Genomic DNA, 17,388 nt, shown 5'->3' with positions numbered 1-17,388 from the left:
ATATAAGAAGTAATCCCAAGAGGTGAATCGTCATGAAATATAGTGAACAAAAAAAGCTGGCTCTGCTCCATAAGAAAAACAGCCCAGCTTGATCTTTATAGATATCTCCTTAGAGTGTTTGGTCCTTCTCGACCTTCTGCCATAAAGCCTCAGTCAGTTCATCTATCGTCTCCTTCATCGCCAGCTTCTCGCGCCAACGACTCGGGATACCACTTATTCCGTAATAAGCTCCTGCAATTTGCCCGTACACCGCCCCGGTCGTATCGGCATCATCCCCCAGATTCACTGCCAGCAGTGCGCCCTCTTCAAATGAATTCGAATGGTGGAATGCCCACAACGCAGCCTCAAGGGAACGAATGACATACCCGGTTCCTTGTATTTCGGGCGGCTCCTTATGCCGATAAGATCCCCGAATTATTTCTTCAATGGCTGCCGAATAAGCGGGCTCGTCCTGCCGCCACTTATAACAGACGTCCGCCGATAACATGGATTCTTTGTCCGCTCCTCGCAGACCTGCCACAAGGATTGAAGCAAGCACAGCACAAGCCTCCACACTTTCGGCTGCTCCATGGGTGGTTCGCGAGCTCATCTCAGCGTACTTCACCGCCTCTTCCGGGCGGTTCGCATAGGCCATAGCCACAGGTGCAAGCCTCATAATAGAGCCATTGCCGGCAGTCATGGGGTCAACGGACCCGCTGTACGGATCTCCGGTAGCTTCAAAGCGATGCAGTGCTGCTCTCGTTGCACCACCGATATCAAAGCACGTTCCCGTACTACTCATATATCCCAAGTGGTACCAATTGGTGTATCGGCGCATTTGATCTGCCGGATCAAAGCCATCTTTACGTACCATACTCTCGGCCAAGCAGAGCGCCATCGACGTATCGTCTGTCCACTGGCCCGGCTTTAACCCAAATACACCGCCGCCCACGATATCCGTTACAGGTTCAAATGTACCTGGACTGCTGAATTCCACAGTGGTTCCCAAAGCATCGCCCACAGCCAGCCCAACCAGACATCCCAAAAAACGATCCTTGATAAGTGCCATTTTGGTTTTACTCCCCTTTTCAAATGTAATAACTAACGCATATTTTCCCATCTCGCCAGGAAGGAAGCAAAAATGCTGTAACGCCTTTTATTCGTAGATCAAGGCTGTACAACGGCTATTCGGTTTTAATTCAATGAAAATTCCTGCCTCTTGATGGTAAACAAGTGGATACCGCTCCGTATCTACATCTTCCCGCACACCGCTTGATAGCCGCCATACCTGAAGCGGGACTCCTTTTCCCCATAAGAATAATCGGTCACCGCAAATGACCATATCCGCTTGGGGGAAAGGAAAAGCCCCGTCTTCAACAGGCTTACAATTTAGGGAGGGGATCGCTGGAAGCACACGTCGGTACCCGGGCTGGGTCATATCGAATAGGACAACAGCCGGTTCAACTCCTTCCTCTCCCCAATCTTCCTCCTCCAGTAAATCAGCATCCATCTGTCCCCAAACCGCCAATGTATCGGGTCCTGTCCAGCATACTGGCCCGTCCCAATCTATGGTTTGCCAAAGATGGCGAATTGACGGACCATTCTCCGATTCCCATGGATTCAGCAGCCAATCCGATAACGACCAAGTTCGGACCACTCCTAATGGAGCCCATACCCATCCCGTATCCGCAATCCACTTTCCCCCTGGTGAAATCAGTAGCCTCCCATGAAAATAATCTAGATAGTGCTCATTTTTGCTTTCGCTGTTATAAATAGGGGTAGGTCTTGCTGTCAAAAGCATGCCTGTTTCTACATCCGTCAGATCAAGCCGGTTCCATTCCGTCCCATGAACAAGAATGCATGCACCATCTTGGTGTACAAATGCCAGTGGAAACATACTTTTATCGTAGTGATATTCGTCCCGAGATAATTGCATTTTTTCTTGAGCATGGGCTAAATCATACACTGCCGCATGCCGTCCAAAACGATTGGAGATAGCTACGTACCTGCCGTCAGAACTGGTAACCATTTGGACATGTTGCATGGGATTAAAATCAGGAATACAAATACGTGTGCACAATTCTGCGTTGCCAGAGCGAAGTTCTAGTCTCCACAGTTCTGCTTGTGTGTTTAGTGCCAGCAGGGTTATGCTTTCCTGAGAGTCGCCCTGTAGTGGATGAATGGCTGTAAGGTGTCCGATGGACGGTGGTAAATCAGGTAAAGAAACGTGATGGAATGGCATCATTAAACCCCTTTTATTCTGGATAAATAATAATTTATACCCGCATTTGTGAAGCTGGATTTATCAACAAAAAATCTGATATCAAGCAATGCAGTTAATATTTTCATAAAAACTCCCGGTTTTTTCTTGCAAAACAACTTAAGATATGTAATTTCGCTAGGATTACTTTTGAGAACAAAATAGGAGTAATTCATCAAGATCAAGTTGGAGATAAACTGCTCTGTTGGAGATTGATGCTCATTGGTACAGTCGATCAGCACCTCTAATACCCTATTTTTATTAGAGTTATAGGCTTGTATAAACATCGTTGCTTCTACAAACGGCTTGTTGAAATCATCGAATGGAAAATCATATACATCATGACTACCCAGAATGAAGTTAACCCATTGGCCTTGTAAAAATTTTATTTTTTCCAGCGCTGCTTGTGTATCCATATCCATCTTACTTTTGTGAATATGCTCATGCAAAATGTTAATAAGAATGTGCAGATCATAATATTGTACGTCTTCCATTCTGTACATGATCCTATTATTTTTAATCGTTAAACGATCATAAATGTCGTCACCTAAACCCAGTTCAAATAAAAGATGTTGAAGGAAAAATAGTCTGTCCTGAGCAAACGTGAATTCATTGCCTCTCTCTGCTAGATGTGAAACTTGATATTGATAATAAAAACAAAATAAGTTTTTTCTCCTATAAGCAACATCTTTATGTATATCAAAAACATTAAAAATGAGCGAAAGCAATCGAATCAGGCGTTCAGCATCCAGTTCGCTTCGAATGACATGATCCATTTTTGTAAATAGCGACCTGTCAAACAGATCATGCCATCGCACTAGAGAAACATAATCCTGCTCGTTTATATTCAGGGTTAATATTCTTAAATTTTGCTCTTGATCGGGATAAGAATAAAATAGATATTCATGACTTAAATCAGAAATACGCTCATTAAAATAAGCTCTTAATTTGTAATCGTATATTTTAGAAAATGACATGCTTATCCTCCTTACAAGTAAGCCTGAGCATATTAAACTAAGTACAAAACATTTTCGAACTCCTATATTGTAAAATTAATCTGGATAGACTGGCAAGGCGGCACAATTACAGAAACATATGTTCTCCATATCTATATTATGATATCTTTAGGCTAGAAATGAAACGTTATTGTCGGAGGTCATAGCCTAAAATTAGAAAGGAATGCAAACCTATGAAACAATTAAGTGAAGCTCTGGCCCGTTTTGTACAACAGCAAAACTTATATAATGAAGCCTATGGGCTGTTCCAAAACCACGACATCCAGCCCCGGACGGAGAACCTAACAGATTGCTGGGACAGCCAGATTCCTGTATCCCCCGTACTTGAGTATCTGTATAGCCATTATAAAATGATCGATGCTAAGGCAGCTGGTACACACAAATTGAAAAATGCGGCAGTTGAAATCGGGGATGCCGCGGTTCTCTTTTTTGCTGCACCAGAACATCTGTATCGCCAACAGCTAGGCTATCGCTGGATTACATCTGGTGAGCTTGTCCAAGAATCTTCTTCGTGGCCGCCCCATCATGTCGTGATTGCCACTTTTAATGACGATCCAGTCATTGTCGATACTAGCGAACCCGATTCCCCTGTATATGCTGCATTCGAAGGCGGTGCACCGCAGCAGGTGGCTGACTCTTTGGCTAACTTCTTTACTGCTCTTTCCATCCTGATTGAAGGTGCCTGTACCTTTAAGGGAGAAGTGAAAGATGAAGAAACATACGAAACCAAAACAGAATATATCGAGCACGTAAAACCGCTGCTGCATCATCTGCTGGGCGAAAATCAAACCACGTATTTAATGGAATACCTATCCCTTTGTTAGAAATCCTTTTTTTGAAGAGAGGTGGAGCTTATATGATCTATATCGCATTACTGCGGGGCATCAATGTTGGCGGCAATAACAAGATCGAGATGAAGAAGCTCAAGCAAACGTTTGAAAATGCAGGTATGGAGCATGTGACGACTTACATTAATTCTGGAAACATTATTTTTTCTAGTCAAGGTCAGTCCAACGAGGAATTATCGCTCATATTGGAACAGGCGATTCTGGAGGATTTTAGCTTACCCATCCGTGTCATCGTCCGTAATATAAAGGAGATTCAGAGCATTATGGAGGCACTGCCGAATGAATGGTCTAATGATACACAGATGAAAAGTGATGTATTGTTCCTGTGGGATGAAATTAACGATATTTCCGTTCTGGACAAGCTTCCTTTAAAAACAGGAATAGGCCATGTAATATATACGACCGGGGCCGTTCTGTATTCTGTCAGCAAAGAACAAGTCACAAAAAGCGGGTTAACGAAATTAGTCGGCACCAAGCTGTATCAGCAAATGACGGTGCGGAATGTGAACACAACACGACAGATCTATAAGCTGATGCAAACGGCTGAACAGGAAGAGTTACGAGATACGAGCTCCTGACTGTAGTCCAAAAGCAACCTTAGAAGAGTAAACTCAAAAAGGGAGCCTATTTACGGCTCCCCAACTTTTTTTCTTCGATGTAATGTTTTCCCTAGTCTTTGTGTATTGGCCTCGTTAAATTTTAAAACCTTCGACCAGTTCATTCAGTCGGGCCGCGCTTTCCTTCACCTGATCAGACTGGTGTGCCACTTCAAGAGATTTCTCCGTCGATGAAACCATATTCTCTGCAATGTGCTGAGTGGATATAGCAGACTGTTCGCTGGCTGTTGCAATCTCATAAATCGCTCTTACCATGGTTTGGATAGTTTCATTTACCTGCTTAGAGGTGGCGTTCAAATCATTGACCGTGTTCGTATGCTCCACGGCATCATTGTAATATTGTCCTGCTGTATCCTCAAGCAGCTGATAATCCTTGCCTACCTGAGCTTGCAGGAAGTGCAATAATTCTTCGGCATTAGTAGTTAAATTCTCTACAGATTGCACAACTTCTTGAGTAACACTCTGAATTTGGTCTACCGCGTGTTTGGAGCCGTCTGCCAACTTGCGAATCTCGTTAGCCACAACCGCAAACCCTCGACCTGACTCACCCGCACGAGCCGCTTCAATGGATGCATTTAGAGCCAGCAAATTGGTTTGTGCCGTAATTTCTAAGATGGACTGAGAAAGTAAACGAATTTGGTCTACGCCCTTAGCTCGTTCTAGCGCTTCCTTCATCTTTTCATTGGCCTTCCGGTAAATTTCCTTGGCTGCTTTATTGGATTCACTAGCCGCATGCTTCAATGTTTCGGCTTTTACACTTGTATCATTGGCAGACTGAGCTCTTTCTTGAGTTTTGACCGAAATGTACTCTGCTGCCCGCTGCATTTCTTCCGCAGAATGGTTCATATTTTCGGTGTATGCCGAAGTCTCTTCCATAGCTGCTGACAGCTGTTCGACCGTGGCAGATACATCTCTAATCCGCTCATTGAGATCTGTCATATTATGATTCGTCTGGTCACTCAGTTGGTTAATTTGGCGTGACTCATTGATAACCCCCGTTATGACCATTGAGGTTGAATCTGTCATTTGTTGAATGGCACGAGCAATGACAGCGATCTCATTATTTCCTTTGAGCAAGGTAGGATCAAGTGCTGCCGTTAAATTCCCTTGGGTAATCTCCTCACAGTATTTCGTAATTGTACTCATCCGAAAACGGATATTTCGAATGGCCGCAAAGGAGATGGTGATAAGAATAGCCAGCACGAGTGCCAGAACCGTGATCAAAACAATTGTACGCATTTTAATCTCATTTTGCGTATTTTGATATAAGTTGGCGGATTGCTCATTGTTATAATCTGAAATCGTAGTCAACATCGTAACAATTGCCGTACTGGATTTATTAATCCGGCCTCTCTCTTCCGTGTCATACGTTCCGATATTTTTTTTGACTGCCATGATTTGCTCAATATCCTGATAATATGTGTCTATACTCCCCCGTAGTTCCTCGTACAATTTCTGTTCCTTAGCATCCAAATTCCTTTGTGAGAATTCATTTAGTCCAGTTGTAACGCTATCTTTTCCTTTCTGCACTTGCTTATACTGTTTATCTGTGTACTCCTTATTGTCAAGTATTTTGGTATAATTAGCCCGCATATTATAGAAATCACTTTTGACTTCAAGAATATTCGTTTGGTGTTGAAAGCGATCCACATACAAAATACCTTGACCCTCTTTAGCTTGATACATACCGATAACCCCTACCAACGATACAATGAGTAAACCCACTAAGCTGATTACAATCATGGAGATCATCGTTGTCGTAACCTTTAAATCTCTAAAACCTTTTCCTTTTTTAGTCCTGTCTGATAGCTTGTTACTCATCCAAACCCCTCCAGATCGTCTATGGATAATAGTTCACGCTGCAGATCACAAAACGTGATGATATATATCTATATATCGGTAGAAAGCGCTTAAATTTATAAGTAAAATAACGGTACTGCAAAAATAAGAATATTATAGTAGGCAACTTCATATTTGGACTTGCTATGTAACTCAAAATTTTAGATATTCATGGGCTTAAAAAATTTGCTAAACTAGAAGAGGAGTCCTTACACGAAGTGGGGCACATATAAACAACGAACGCTGAATGATGGGAGAGAAAGTATTGTGACAAACATACAAAATAAAAAACAAGTATATATAATCCACGGATACACAGCTTCGCCAGCCGATCATTGGTTCCCTTGGTTACAAGACAAATTACAGGAAGATGGAGTACCGGTAGGTATACTGGAGATGCCCAACTCGCAATCCCCCAAACTTAATGAGTGGATCGAGCATCTATTACAAAATATTAAAGTTCTACATAAAGACACCTATTTTATTGGTCATAGCTTGGGATGTGTATCCATATTAAGATACCTACAGCAAGTAAGTATCCCAGAACCACTTGGTGGTCTCGTTTTCGTTTCCGGTTTTACTGATCCAGTGCCGAGTCTACCGTCATTAGATGAATTTACAAATGGCCATTTGGATTATCAGCAAATCATGGATTCGCTAAAAGCGCGTTCAGTTATCGCTTCAAAGGATGACACAATTGTGCCCTTTTCACTCAGTAAGAAACTAGCTGAAGACATCCAAGCCGATTTCCATGAAGTAGACCATGGAGGACACTTTTTACAAAGTGACGGTTTCACCACCTTACCGATGGTACATCAAGTGTTAATTGAAATGATGAATGCAAATAAGTAGCATGACAGGCTTAATTTGAAAACTTACATAACCCGCAAAATGGAACCGGCGAAGGGTTCATTATTGCGGGTTCAATACATCAATACAATGCCCATTTTTCCGTACACAGCTCTATAAATGAATGGGCAACCTGTTCACATTCGTCATATCCCAAACTACCAGAATGAGCAAAAAGAACGGGATACTCATTGTTTCTTTTTTCCTCTCTCATATCAAACATATAGTGGTTTCCGCACCCATCCATCGCAAACGATACAGCACCCGGCATATATTCCGGTAACTCGTAGGCAAGGTTCATTTCTCTCAAATCTTCGGTATTGAAAAACTGAAAATAACGTTCTCCATTTTGAAACTCCCCGCCGTTAGAGTATCTCAAAAAATCCATATAGCTGTCAGGAAATTGCCCTTGGGGCAGATGCCAGCTCCCAGGATCTAAAGGTTTATATTGATCATAGAATGGAGACGACTTTGGAAAAGGGTTCACTTGTCTTTGCTTGATTTCGTGAATCTCTTGTTCCGATAGCTTTATGTTCCATGTTTTCAAAAAATTTGCGATTTGTTCATCCGTTGCTTCCAGACTTTTTACAAACTGCTGTTCAAAGTGAATACTCCACATATCAGCCAACCTCCATACCTCGATGCCTCTAAGAGTTGTTATTTCTACCGAGCAAGCTATTCCTTATCCACTACCGCCTGCCATGCTTTTGAAATGTCTATAGGCGACTTGCTGCTGGTCTCCCCTCCACCTTCCTGAGTCCATAGCGGCGGATAATATGCAAATACCTCTCCCGGCTGAAGTTGCTCCATATCCTTCTGCCAACCGTTCCAGCGGAATGTCTGGTAGAACAAGTCTAAATCTCCCTCAGCCAACCAGCCCAAGAAACCGGAATAGGCCAGCTCTGTGGATTCCCATTCTAATGCATCTGGTGCAAAATAGTAGATATGACCACTACGTCCGAATTTCCCTGTATCCAATCCAAAAAATCCACCTGCTGCATCATAAGCCACAATCAGCATCCCCTCAAGCGCAGGAACACTTTCCGGCTCTTGAAGCCCGTTCCATGAGGTCAAGCTACCAAAAATTCCAGAGCCACCTGCACCCAGCAAGGTGATCCAACCGTAATCAAACACGATTCCTCCTGTCTCATAGGCAACTGTTCCCAAATACGACTTCGTACTCACCTGCAAACGGTACAGCGTGTCCCCAGGAGCGGATTCCGATTTGGACGATACAATGTGATGAGAATTCCGGCCTTCTTTCAGAATATTTGTGACCTCTTCCCATGCATGGTTATCCTTATCCACCAGTTCATCAACCGTTAAAGTATGCATGTTCATTCCCCTTCCCGCATATCCTAAAATTCCCTTTCAACCCGCGAACTGATTTTTGAAAACCTGCGTTTGATCTAAAATCACCCACTGATTCACTTCGTCGTATCCTTTTACAATTGCCGTGACCTCATGCTTCGGATACATCCACTCGGATGGTGTCTTTTCCTCATATGTACGAGTGTCTGACAATCCGACCGCATGATGCTGGAAAATATGAATAATCGTACCGTGTGGGAAAAATGCTTCAATATAACCCTTTACCTTAGTCCCAACGGGCAGTGCATTTTTGATTTGATGCCATTCCTGGTTGAAGGTGTGAAGATAATTGGACCAGACTTCTTCAAACTCTTTTTTTGTAATTTGCGTATAATAGGGCTCTGTATTATCAATCGCTTTCTCAGCTAATAAGAAATGATACTGCTCGTGCTTGCGATTAGAGGCGATATACGTGCCATCATCCTGGATGACAATTTGTCGATAGGCTATTCCATCCGAATCTATTTCAAAATACCAGGTTCCCATGCCTGGCTCCGGGCAATCTTTAAGATACTTCATGTGCTCCTCCTATTAAAAAACCAAACCTTCGAATGCCTGCTGAAAAGGTTACGCCTTCCGCCTTGATGCTCGAAACACTTGTGTAATTCAGCTTTTTCTCTTTGCCACGAGCCGTTTTAGGCAAAACAAATGCCCGGTCACGCGTAAGAATCTCTACATTGGTTTCTCCATAGGTATCCTCAGTGGAAGAAATTCGCTTGCGAATGACATCCCCATCCATACAAATAAAGTATCCATTTTTAATTTCTACCACGTCCCAATGTTCTTCCAGCGTCTCCAGCCCGAAGTACGGTCGTAACGCGTTCGTTAGCCAACTATTCATCTGCTCCTCCTGTTCCGAGTACATCTCAATGGACTCAGCTCAATTTTTCCAGAGACTATAACATAACATGGCATACAGCTCATTTATTCCTATATATTACAGCTTGGATCAACTCCTCCTGAATCCAGCTACTTTTGGTAGACAGTTGGAGCAAATCAGCAGAGATCTGTTTGACTTGCTCTTGCAACACGTGTGATTGATCCGTTCCTTCCAGAAAGCGACTCAAAAAATGAAGAAATACGTCTACCTTCCTAAGCAGCATCAATATAGGCAAAGCATCAATCTCGTTGTGGCTTAAATGAACCTGGCGGCTGAAACCCCGGCAAAAATCCCGAACTGCTGTCGTCTCCTCCGGTTGTCCCAAAAATCCAGATAAGATGACCGCCGGCTCCATGACCCGAACGTCTAGCGTACAAAATTCAAAATCAAGCAGTGCAGTTACTAGACTATGATCCGAATCCTTTACTAACAAATTGGAAGCGTTCAAGTCTCCATGTACAAGCTGATGCGGCAACTCTTCCAATGCATGAAGCGAATCTGTAATCTCTTCATAAACTTCTCCTATCAATCGCAGCTCTTCATGTAAATCCTTTAGAGGCTCAGGCGGATGTAAACAAAAGCCTTGAATCGTTTCCCGGTTACACAATGGATAGGATTGCTGCAAAGCATAATACGGTCGATAGACTGGGGTCATATCAAGATTGAATGTCGCAAGCACAGCCGATAATTCGCCCGTAGCCTCGCCCAAAGAATAGGCAAAGCTTGAATCCTGCTTCAGGGGTGATATGCCTTCTATGTATTTGAACAAACACACATATTTACCGCTTTCCCTCTCCAGTTGAGCAAGCGTCTCTCCCGTGACCGTCGGAATAGGCTGGGGTATTCTGAATGATAGAGAATGCTTACTCAGCTCCTGCAAAACCGCATGCTCAAATTCAATTTTATCCCGATCCCTGTGTGTATCGTAGACGCGCAGCACCCCGCTTCGTCCACCACTCTTAACAAAATACGTCGTATTATTCCAACCCCCGGTTCGTTTCTGCAGCGTTCCGTTCCACTCCGGCCAGTGCCGTCTTAGTATTGCTTCCAAGGATGTATCCTCCCTTCTTCGTGTCCATAGCATCGGCTGACCCCGGTATGCGAGAAGTATGGTTATAATAGCTTTACAGGTAATTTCATTATTTTAGCATAGCAGATAGCCTATTTTATAGCAGAGGGCGACTCTAATTCATAAGAATTTAAACCGAAGGAGGGATACCTCACTTACAATGTGATCGAGTCTTTTTAAACAGGACGTACACAAAAAAACAGGACTGGTTAATCAGCCCTGTCTTGTACATCATACCCCTTTAGTCAATCTGGATCTGTCTCCGGGAACGATCGTCATCCTGACGTTTAGGAATTTCAAGTTTCAATACACCTTGATCCAGTTTTGCCTTAATGCCTTCTTCATCAACATGATCCACATAGAAGCGTCGGACAAATTCCCCAGAACGGCGCTCCCGTCGAATCATTTTATTCGTATCATCCTTCTCTTCATGATATTCATTCCGTTTAGCACGGATCGTCAAATAATTATGGGCAATATCGATGTCGATATCACGTCTGAAAGTTGCTGCCAAATGGAGCGAGGCTCAAAGTTCAAAAGAGGCTGAAAATACTGAAATAACCCGATCCTAAGCGATCTGTCAAAAATAGTTTTAGATTTCAACCAATTTGACCTTTTTTGACCTTTTAACTTCACAAGAGACTACATATTCTTTGTCAGCCAACTCAGGCTTGCCCTGCTATCGCTTGTTCAGGCGTGGAAGCTGGGTACAAGTGACAGGCCACCTGCCGCCCCGGTGCAACTTCGGCAAAGATGGGCTGTACTTTGCTACATATCTCCATGGCTGCCGGGCAGCGATTATGAAACGCACAGCCACTTGGCGGATTTTCTGGACTGGGCACATCCCCTTTAAGTACAATCCGATCACGTTCCGCTTCTGGATCAGCTACAGGTACCGCAGACATTAACGCCTTTGTATACGGGTGCAGCGGCTCTCTGAACACTGCTTGGGTCGGTGCGAGTTCGACCAGCTTGCCCAGGTACATCACACCCACGCGGTCGCTGATAAATTTGACGACCGACAGATCATGGGAAATGAACATATACGTCAGGTCATATTGTTTTTGCAGGTCCTTCATCAGATTGAGCACTTGCGCCTGAATCGACACATCGAGGGCCGAGACTGGCTCGTCACACACGATAAATTTGGGATGAAGCGCCAGTGCCCGTGCGATCCCGATCCGCTGGCGTTGACCACCCGAGAACTCATGCGGATAACGATGGGCGTGATAAGGAGACAATCCGACCACTTCGAGCAGCTCTTCCACCCGCTCTTTGAGCTGCGTTTTGCTTAGCTTTTCATGCGTGATAAGCGGTTCTTCCAGCACCTGCTGTACTGTCCATCTGGGATCAAGCGAAGCAAACGGATCTTGAAACACCATCTGCATATCCGTTCTGAATTTACGCAGCTGCTCTGTGTTTAGCTTACGTATATCCGTGCCATTAAACAGAATCTCTCCATCCGTCGGTTCGATCAATCTGAGTATTGCCCGTCCGGTTGTGGATTTGCCGCAGCCAGATTCCCCCACGATTGCCAGGGTTTCACCCTGCTGTACAGTCAGGTTAATACCATCCACCGCTTTGACTGCTCCCACCTGTTTGGAAAAAAGTCCTTTTTTGATCGGATAGTGTTTTTTCAAATTACGTATTTCAAGCAGTGTACTCATGATATCCCTCCTGCTGTAGCAAGCAGCGGCTTTTGTGTCCGGGTTCCACTTCTGTAAGCTCCGGGGCCTCTGCACGGCAAATTTCCTTAGCAAACTGACAACGTGGTGCAAAGCGGCAGCCTTTTGGCATATCGAGCGGGTTGGGAACCTGGCCCGGAATGGAAGCCAGACGCTCCTGATCACTGTTCAATTGCGGCAGTGAGGCTAGCAAACTTTGTGTATACGGATGCTTGGGATCTTTAAAAAGCGTTTTAACATCCGTTTCTTCTACGACTTGTCCGGCGTACATAATCACGACCCGATCGCACATTTCAGCAACGACACCAAGGTCATGAGTAATCATCAGAATGGAAGTTCCTTCGGACTTCTGTAGCTCACGCATCAAGTCAAGAATCTGTGCTTGAATGGTTACATCGAGTGCCGTTGTCGGTTCATCGGCGATCAGCAACTTCGGATTGCACACCATCGCCATCGCAATCATCACCCGTTGGCGCATACCGCCCGAGAGTTCATGCGGATAAGAAGTGGCTACTTTTTCTGGACGTGGAATTCCCACTTTCGTCAGCATTTCCACAGCCATGTCTTTTGCTTTGTGTTTGCTTACACCGTGGTGGTAGCGGGCAGACTCCGCAATTTGTTTGCCGATTTTGAACACAGGATTTAGCGAAGTCATGGGCTCCTGAAAAATCATAGCCATCTCGTTGCCACGAATCGAGCGCATTTTCCGCTCCGAAAAATCCAGCATGTTTTCACCGTTAAGCCGCACTTCGCCAGCGGCTACTTTCCCAAGTCCCTTGGGAAGGAGCTGCATAATGGAAAGGGAGGTAATGCTCTTGCCGCACCCGGATTCGCCAACGATTCCGAGTGTTTCGCCTTTGCCAACCGATAGATCGACGCCGTCCACAGCCCGGATGGTGCCAGCCGCAGTCTTGAACTCCGTCCGGAGGTTGGTTACTTCAAGCAGTTGTGTCATGCCCTCTTCCTCCTCCTTGTCCATCATTGAACCTTCATGTTCTTTTTATCTTAAGGAATAAGCTTATTCAGACTTACCCATCGTTTGCAGATGCTTCATGGTACCGTACAATTTAGTAATATGCTGAAACTCCTTTTCCGAATGAAAAGAGCATTGCCCACGTCCATAAGCTTTGGCTGTTTCTACAGCCAATTTGGCCGCCAGCGCAATATCGCTTTCGTGGCTGGCCCCCGTTGCACTGCCTGGGACAGGAGCAGCGGCTGTGATGGCTACACCAACCACTGGAGCGGAAGTGGCCACCGCTGGCTGCAAAATGCTGTTGATGTGATACAGGTCGTTACCATAAGGTGTGATGTCCTGCGTAGTTACAGCAAACGTGACACACGGTTCGCCAGTAACGGTCTGCACAATATCGACGAGGTCTTCACTAATTCGTAGCACGTAGCCTTCACGTACCGTTGGGGAAATGGCAATACCTTTATGGTTAATGACCCGATTCCCTTTAGTCGTATCAATAGACAGGATCGCTTCCATTTCGGGTGTCACTTCATATTTGTTCATCGTCAAAATATCTACGGGTGAATCCATAAATGGAACCGGATCATGGGGCTGAGTAGGTGCATCTGGACAAATATGTGTACAGATAATCACATCTCCATCAAGCACATCTCCTTTGGACTGCATGCTCAAAAGTTTAGCCGCCGCCGAAATTGCCGCTGCCGCACCGTCACCATCGGATACAAATCCGATCATCTCCGGTCGTGCTCCTAGTCCACCAAGTCGCCCTACTACACCCAAGGTTGGAGAATCGCCCCCCTGAATGCGACCCGTTTTACCGGCAATGACAATTTTAATAAAATCCGTAGAGCCCTTTTCACCTTGCACAGTGGTGACCGTAATCTCCGCTTGACCCAGTTGTTCCAAATAAGCTTTGACTTCTGCCCCGCTGGCGAACGGATTATCCAAAAGGTCATAAACTTCAAAAACTTGTTTCATCATACGGCAGATCCCCTTATGCTTCTTTTTGTGTTGTTTTCAGATATTTAAGCGCCGTCAAGGCGTATACTTTCGCAGATTGAATAATCTGCCATACCGGAGCTTTTTCATTAAAATTGTGAATGGTCGACAGTTCGGCAGGCCCGTATTGCAATACCGGGATGTTGTATTTGCGGAATGCACGTGCATCGCTGGTTGCCCATTGCAATACGCCATAGGCCTCTTTACCGCTGACCTCAGCGATAGATTCCACAAGCTCCTGTACAATCGGCTCGGTGGGCGGGGTCCAGTTGGCATTACCATAAAATCCGAATTGTCTGGGCTCCACGTCAATGCCAACACTTGCAAGCAATTCTTTGGCTTTGGCCAGTACATCCCGGTGGTCTACACCAAATGGAACACGGGAATCCACTTGCACTGTGCAACGGTCCGCAACCACATTGACTTTCGTGCCCCCCTGGATCGTACCAATGTTCACCGTTACATGATCAAACGCTTGTCCATAGCTTGGGTTCTCTCGTTCGCTTGCATAACGCTTGGAAATTTCAATGATCTCTTTGACTTCTTCCGGGATGTCCGGCTTGATGTCCCACAGTTGTTGCAGCGCTTCAATCCCTTTTGCCGCCTTCAAAATAGCACTTTCACCTGCAATTGGCTGCAAACTGCCATGACCCGGTGTGCCTTCAACAGTAAATTCAAACCAGCAGCTTCCTTTTTGCCCGATGGTCGGGTTTTGCGGGCCTGAAGGCTCTGCGATCACAGCAGCTGTTCCTTCAATCAGCTTTCTTTCCAGCACCCAAGGTACTCCAAGATGTCCCCCTGTTTCCTCGTCTGGAACTACAAGCAACGACAACGCACCTTCGAGTGGTACGCCTAGTTTGGAGAACAGCGCAACGGTAAATATTAATCCGCCCAGTCCGGCTTTCATGTCCGAAGCACCGCGACCCAGGAGATAGCCATCACGTATTTCACCACAAAACGGATCAAAATCCCAACGAGTACGATCCCCTGCCGGCACAACGTCTGTATGCCCACAGAAAATCAGTTTTTTTCCGTCCGCCGTTTCAGCGCCATAATCAGAAATGAGATTCCACATATTCGGCCCGGATTCATGCACCTTTGTTTCTATACCTGCTTCTTTAAGATAGTCCATAATGAACTGACTAATTTCGCGTGAGTCACCTGGAGGATTTTCCGAAGGAAATTGAATCAACCGCGAGCATAGCTCAAGCAATTCGTCCTGCCGTTTATCTATTTCATCAAGAACTAATGTTTTCCAATCTGTCATTTCCATTCAGTCCCTTCACGTTTTCCATTTAGCCAACTACATTTTTTACGATCCATCGGGATCAGCTTCATCCTTCAGGTGTAAAATGATAACCTTCGGCTGTAAAAACCGAAGGCATAAGGTAAGATCACAACTTACTCTTTATTCAATGAATAGAATCGGATAACCTCATCTGGGTAGTAGACATATCCAGTGACGTCTTTGCTCATGCCAACAACGCGATTGTATTCATACAGGTACGCCCATGGCGAATCTTGATTTATAAGTTCTTGTGCTCTGCCATACAGCTCTTTACGTTTATTTTCATCTTGCTCTTTGCCTGCTTGTTCCCAAAGCTTATCCACTTCTGCATTAGCGTAATGCATATAATTCGATGAACCGCCGCTGTACATCAGAAACCCGAGATGGTAACCAGGGTCGTTGACGAAGGAAGTCCATTTGGAAATGTATGCTGTCAGGTTGCCTTCTCGTTGCTGTTCAAGGAACTGTGCACGAGCAACATTGACAACATTCATCTTCACGCCAATCTTGGCAAGTTCAGCTTGAATCAATACGGCATCATCTGCCCAGTCCTGGAAGCCGGAGCCCAGTGTCAGGTCAAAATTAAACCCATTAGGATAACCCGCTTCTGTAAGCAGCTGTTTTGCTTTGTCCAAGTCGTGCTTGTAGCTGTAGCCCGCATCGGTGTAGCCAGGCGTGTTACTCGCTACAGAACTCTTCATTTGTTTCGCTTGACCGTACATGACATCGTCGATTAATTGGTCGTAAGGAATGGCATAAGCAATTGCTTGACGCACTTTTGGATCATTAAAAGGTTTGACTTTGTTATTCATGGCGAAATACAGAATCCGGTTACTTGCATTGGACTGAACCTTCAGATCAGCGTTGGTTTCCAGCTTCGAAACATCCTTTGCAGGAATCTCAATCGCCATGTCCACATCGCCTTTATCCAGCAAAAGTACACGGTTGGAAGCTTCCTTGGTAAACTTCATCGTTACTTTGCTCAGATTTGGCGCTCCTTGCCAGTAGCTGTCATTAGCATTAAAGACAGCTTCTGTCGCAGGGTCCCATTTTTCAAGTTTGAACGGGCCTGAACCTGCCGCATGTGTTTTCAAATAGTCACCATCGCCATTTTCTTTGACAAGCACATCATCCACAATGGAGAAGTTGTACAATGACAGGATTTGCAGAAACATATGATTGGGTTGGGACAATGTAACGACAACGGTGTGCTCATCTGGCGCTGTAGCGGTTTTAATGGAACTCATACCATACAGAAAGCTACCGGAATCGGAATTTTTAAGCCGCTCAAAGGAATACAACACGGAATTGGCGGTTAGCGGGTTGCCGCTTTGGAATTTAACGTCTTTACGCAGATGGAGCGTATAAGTCATGTTATCTGCGGACACATCCCATTTTTCAGCCAGCATGGGCTTAATGGCTTCCGTATCTGCCACTTCGCCGCTATCCGTAGACTTTTTGCCGTAGGTCACAAGCTGATCATAGAGCGCAAGCACAAGGGTGTCCGATGTAAGATCACTTGCTTCAGCAGGGTCCATGGTTGACCCTCCCTCCGAGTAAGCAAGTGTAATCGTCTTTGGTGGGGATGGGGCATCTGTGCCCTTCTCTCCAGATGAAGCGGACGGGCTGTTAGCATTGCTCGCACAACCTGCCGTCCATAGCAACGTAGACAAGACGACAATTAGAGAAAGACTTTTTTTCAACATGGCTTACGT

General features: G+C 45.0%; 17 protein-coding genes and 1 pseudogene. 3 read left to right on the top strand and 15 right to left on the bottom strand.

The window, feature by feature from the left end:
* Positions 1-109: 109 nt before the first annotated feature.
* From NLX74_RS11745 to NLX74_RS11735, 3 genes are all read right to left on the bottom strand, one after another.
* On the bottom strand, positions 110-1,048 hold the full coding sequence (locus NLX74_RS11745) for an ADP-ribosylglycohydrolase family protein (protein ID WP_254328819.1): 939 nt from the start codon (positions 1,046-1,048) through the stop codon (positions 110-112).
* A gap of 87 nt (positions 1,049-1,135) precedes the next feature.
* Positions 1,136-2,221: a hypothetical protein gene (locus tag NLX74_RS11740; protein WP_254328818.1), complete on the bottom strand. Its 1,086-nt coding sequence runs from the start codon at positions 2,219-2,221 to the stop codon at positions 1,136-1,138.
* 2 nt (positions 2,222-2,223) lie between these two features.
* Positions 2,224-3,216 (bottom strand): hypothetical protein, encoded by a 993-nt coding sequence (locus tag NLX74_RS11735; RefSeq protein WP_254328817.1) that lies wholly within the window; start codon positions 3,214-3,216, stop codon positions 2,224-2,226.
* A 212-nt stretch (positions 3,217-3,428) separates the two neighbouring features.
* Between NLX74_RS11735 and NLX74_RS11730 the strand changes: the two genes are divergently transcribed.
* Both NLX74_RS11730 and NLX74_RS11725 read left to right on the top strand, forming a co-directional pair.
* Positions 3,429-4,079, top strand: a complete 651-nt coding sequence (locus NLX74_RS11730; protein WP_235309119.1) for a hypothetical protein — start codon at positions 3,429-3,431, stop codon at positions 4,077-4,079.
* Between the two features lie 32 nt (positions 4,080-4,111).
* Positions 4,112-4,681, top strand: coding sequence for a DUF1697 domain-containing protein (locus NLX74_RS11725; RefSeq protein WP_235309117.1), 570 nt, complete (start codon positions 4,112-4,114; stop codon positions 4,679-4,681).
* Positions 4,682-4,795: 114 nt separating this feature from the next.
* Here NLX74_RS11725 and NLX74_RS11720 read toward each other — a convergent pair whose 3' ends face one another.
* The gene (locus tag NLX74_RS11720; RefSeq protein WP_254328816.1) at positions 4,796-6,541 is read right to left on the bottom strand and encodes a methyl-accepting chemotaxis protein; all 1,746 of its coding nucleotides are present in this window, start codon (positions 6,539-6,541) and stop codon (positions 4,796-4,798) included.
* 285 nt (positions 6,542-6,826) lie between these two features.
* Between NLX74_RS11720 and NLX74_RS11715 the strand changes: the two genes are divergently transcribed.
* Positions 6,827-7,411, top strand: coding sequence for an RBBP9/YdeN family alpha/beta hydrolase (locus NLX74_RS11715; protein ID WP_254328815.1), 585 nt, complete (start codon positions 6,827-6,829; stop codon positions 7,409-7,411).
* 79 nt (positions 7,412-7,490) lie between these two features.
* Here NLX74_RS11715 and NLX74_RS11710 read toward each other — a convergent pair whose 3' ends face one another.
* The 11 genes and pseudogenes from NLX74_RS11710 to NLX74_RS11660 all read right to left on the bottom strand — a co-directional run bounded on the left by NLX74_RS11710 (position 7,491) and on the right by NLX74_RS11660 (position 17,379).
* On the bottom strand, positions 7,491-8,027 hold the full coding sequence (locus tag NLX74_RS11710; protein WP_254328814.1) for an SMI1/KNR4 family protein: 537 nt from the start codon (positions 8,025-8,027) through the stop codon (positions 7,491-7,493).
* 56 nt (positions 8,028-8,083) lie between these two features.
* Positions 8,084-8,743 carry a DUF2625 domain-containing protein gene (locus NLX74_RS11705; RefSeq protein WP_254328813.1) on the bottom strand — a complete coding sequence of 220 codons (660 nt, stop codon included), beginning with the start codon at positions 8,741-8,743 and terminating at the stop codon, positions 8,084-8,086.
* A gap of 36 nt (positions 8,744-8,779) precedes the next feature.
* On the bottom strand, positions 8,780-9,298 hold the full coding sequence (locus NLX74_RS11700; protein WP_254328812.1) for a hypothetical protein: 519 nt from the start codon (positions 9,296-9,298) through the stop codon (positions 8,780-8,782).
* A gap of 25 nt (positions 9,299-9,323) precedes the next feature.
* Positions 9,324-9,620: pseudogene (locus NLX74_RS11695) on the bottom strand (hypothetical protein); the annotation flags it as partial.
* Positions 9,621-9,699: 79 nt separating this feature from the next.
* Positions 9,700-10,710 carry a phosphotransferase gene (locus NLX74_RS11690; RefSeq protein ID WP_254328810.1) on the bottom strand — a complete coding sequence of 337 codons (1,011 nt, stop codon included), beginning with the start codon at positions 10,708-10,710 and terminating at the stop codon, positions 9,700-9,702.
* 259 nt (positions 10,711-10,969) lie between these two features.
* A complete protein-coding gene (locus NLX74_RS11685) occupies positions 10,970-11,242 on the bottom strand; it encodes an Hsp20 family protein (RefSeq protein WP_254328809.1) in 273 nt (90 codons plus the stop codon).
* A gap of 151 nt (positions 11,243-11,393) precedes the next feature.
* The gene (locus tag NLX74_RS11680) at positions 11,394-12,395 is read right to left on the bottom strand and encodes an ABC transporter ATP-binding protein (protein WP_254328808.1); all 1,002 of its coding nucleotides are present in this window, start codon (positions 12,393-12,395) and stop codon (positions 11,394-11,396) included.
* Positions 12,379-13,368, bottom strand: coding sequence for an ABC transporter ATP-binding protein (locus NLX74_RS11675; RefSeq protein ID WP_254328807.1), 990 nt, complete (start codon positions 13,366-13,368; stop codon positions 12,379-12,381). Before NLX74_RS11675 ends, NLX74_RS11680 begins: the two co-directional genes overlap by 17 nt.
* A gap of 63 nt (positions 13,369-13,431) precedes the next feature.
* The gene (locus NLX74_RS11670; protein ID WP_254328806.1) at positions 13,432-14,367 is read right to left on the bottom strand and encodes a DUF1177 domain-containing protein; all 936 of its coding nucleotides are present in this window, start codon (positions 14,365-14,367) and stop codon (positions 13,432-13,434) included.
* Between the two features lie 13 nt (positions 14,368-14,380).
* Positions 14,381-15,652, bottom strand: a complete 1,272-nt coding sequence (locus NLX74_RS11665) for a M20 family metallopeptidase (protein ID WP_235309097.1) — start codon at positions 15,650-15,652, stop codon at positions 14,381-14,383.
* A 134-nt stretch (positions 15,653-15,786) separates the two neighbouring features.
* A complete protein-coding gene (locus NLX74_RS11660; RefSeq protein WP_254328805.1) occupies positions 15,787-17,379 on the bottom strand; it encodes an ABC transporter substrate-binding protein in 1,593 nt (530 codons plus the stop codon).
* Positions 17,380-17,388 lie beyond the last annotated feature (9 nt).

Origin of the sequence: Paenibacillus sp. MZ03-122A (assembly GCF_024213325.1) — a bacterium.
GTDB classification, from domain to species: domain Bacteria; phylum Bacillota; class Bacilli; order Paenibacillales; family Paenibacillaceae; genus Paenibacillus; species Paenibacillus polymyxa_B.
The sequence above is the reverse complement of the archived record's forward strand: the minus strand, read 5'-3'. Positions and strand labels throughout refer to the sequence as shown.

Bases quoted from the DNA above. Each gene is read 5' to 3' on its own strand.
- NLX74_RS11720 (WP_254328816.1), bottom strand. From the start codon at position 6,541: ATGAGTAACAAGCTATCAGACAGGACTAAAAAAGGAAAAGGTTTTAGA.
- NLX74_RS11660 (WP_254328805.1), bottom strand. From the start codon at position 17,379: ATGTTGAAAAAAAGTCTTTCTCTAATTGTCGTCTTGTCTACGTTGCTA.
- NLX74_RS11670 (WP_254328806.1), bottom strand. From the start codon at position 14,367: ATGATGAAACAAGTTTTTGAAGTTTATGACCTTTTGGATAATCCGTTC.
- NLX74_RS11680 (WP_254328808.1), bottom strand. From the start codon at position 12,395: ATGAGTACACTGCTTGAAATACGTAATTTGAAAAAACACTATCCGATC.
- NLX74_RS11735 (WP_254328817.1), bottom strand. From the start codon at position 3,216: ATGTCATTTTCTAAAATATACGATTACAAATTAAGAGCTTATTTTAAT.
- NLX74_RS11705 (WP_254328813.1), bottom strand. From the start codon at position 8,743: ATGCATACTTTAACGGTTGATGAACTGGTGGATAAGGATAACCATGCA.
- NLX74_RS11745 (WP_254328819.1), bottom strand. From the start codon at position 1,048: ATGGCACTTATCAAGGATCGTTTTTTGGGATGTCTGGTTGGGCTGGCT.
- NLX74_RS11710 (WP_254328814.1), bottom strand. From the start codon at position 8,027: ATGTGGAGTATTCACTTTGAACAGCAGTTTGTAAAAAGTCTGGAAGCA.
- NLX74_RS11725 (WP_235309117.1), top strand. From the start codon at position 4,112: ATGATCTATATCGCATTACTGCGGGGCATCAATGTTGGCGGCAATAAC.
- NLX74_RS11730 (WP_235309119.1), top strand. From the start codon at position 3,429: ATGAAACAATTAAGTGAAGCTCTGGCCCGTTTTGTACAACAGCAAAAC.
- NLX74_RS11665 (WP_235309097.1), bottom strand. From the start codon at position 15,652: ATGACAGATTGGAAAACATTAGTTCTTGATGAAATAGATAAACGGCAG.
- NLX74_RS11700 (WP_254328812.1), bottom strand. From the start codon at position 9,298: ATGAAGTATCTTAAAGATTGCCCGGAGCCAGGCATGGGAACCTGGTAT.
- NLX74_RS11675 (WP_254328807.1), bottom strand. From the start codon at position 13,368: ATGACACAACTGCTTGAAGTAACCAACCTCCGGACGGAGTTCAAGACT.
- NLX74_RS11740 (WP_254328818.1), bottom strand. From the start codon at position 2,221: ATGCCATTCCATCACGTTTCTTTACCTGATTTACCACCGTCCATCGGA.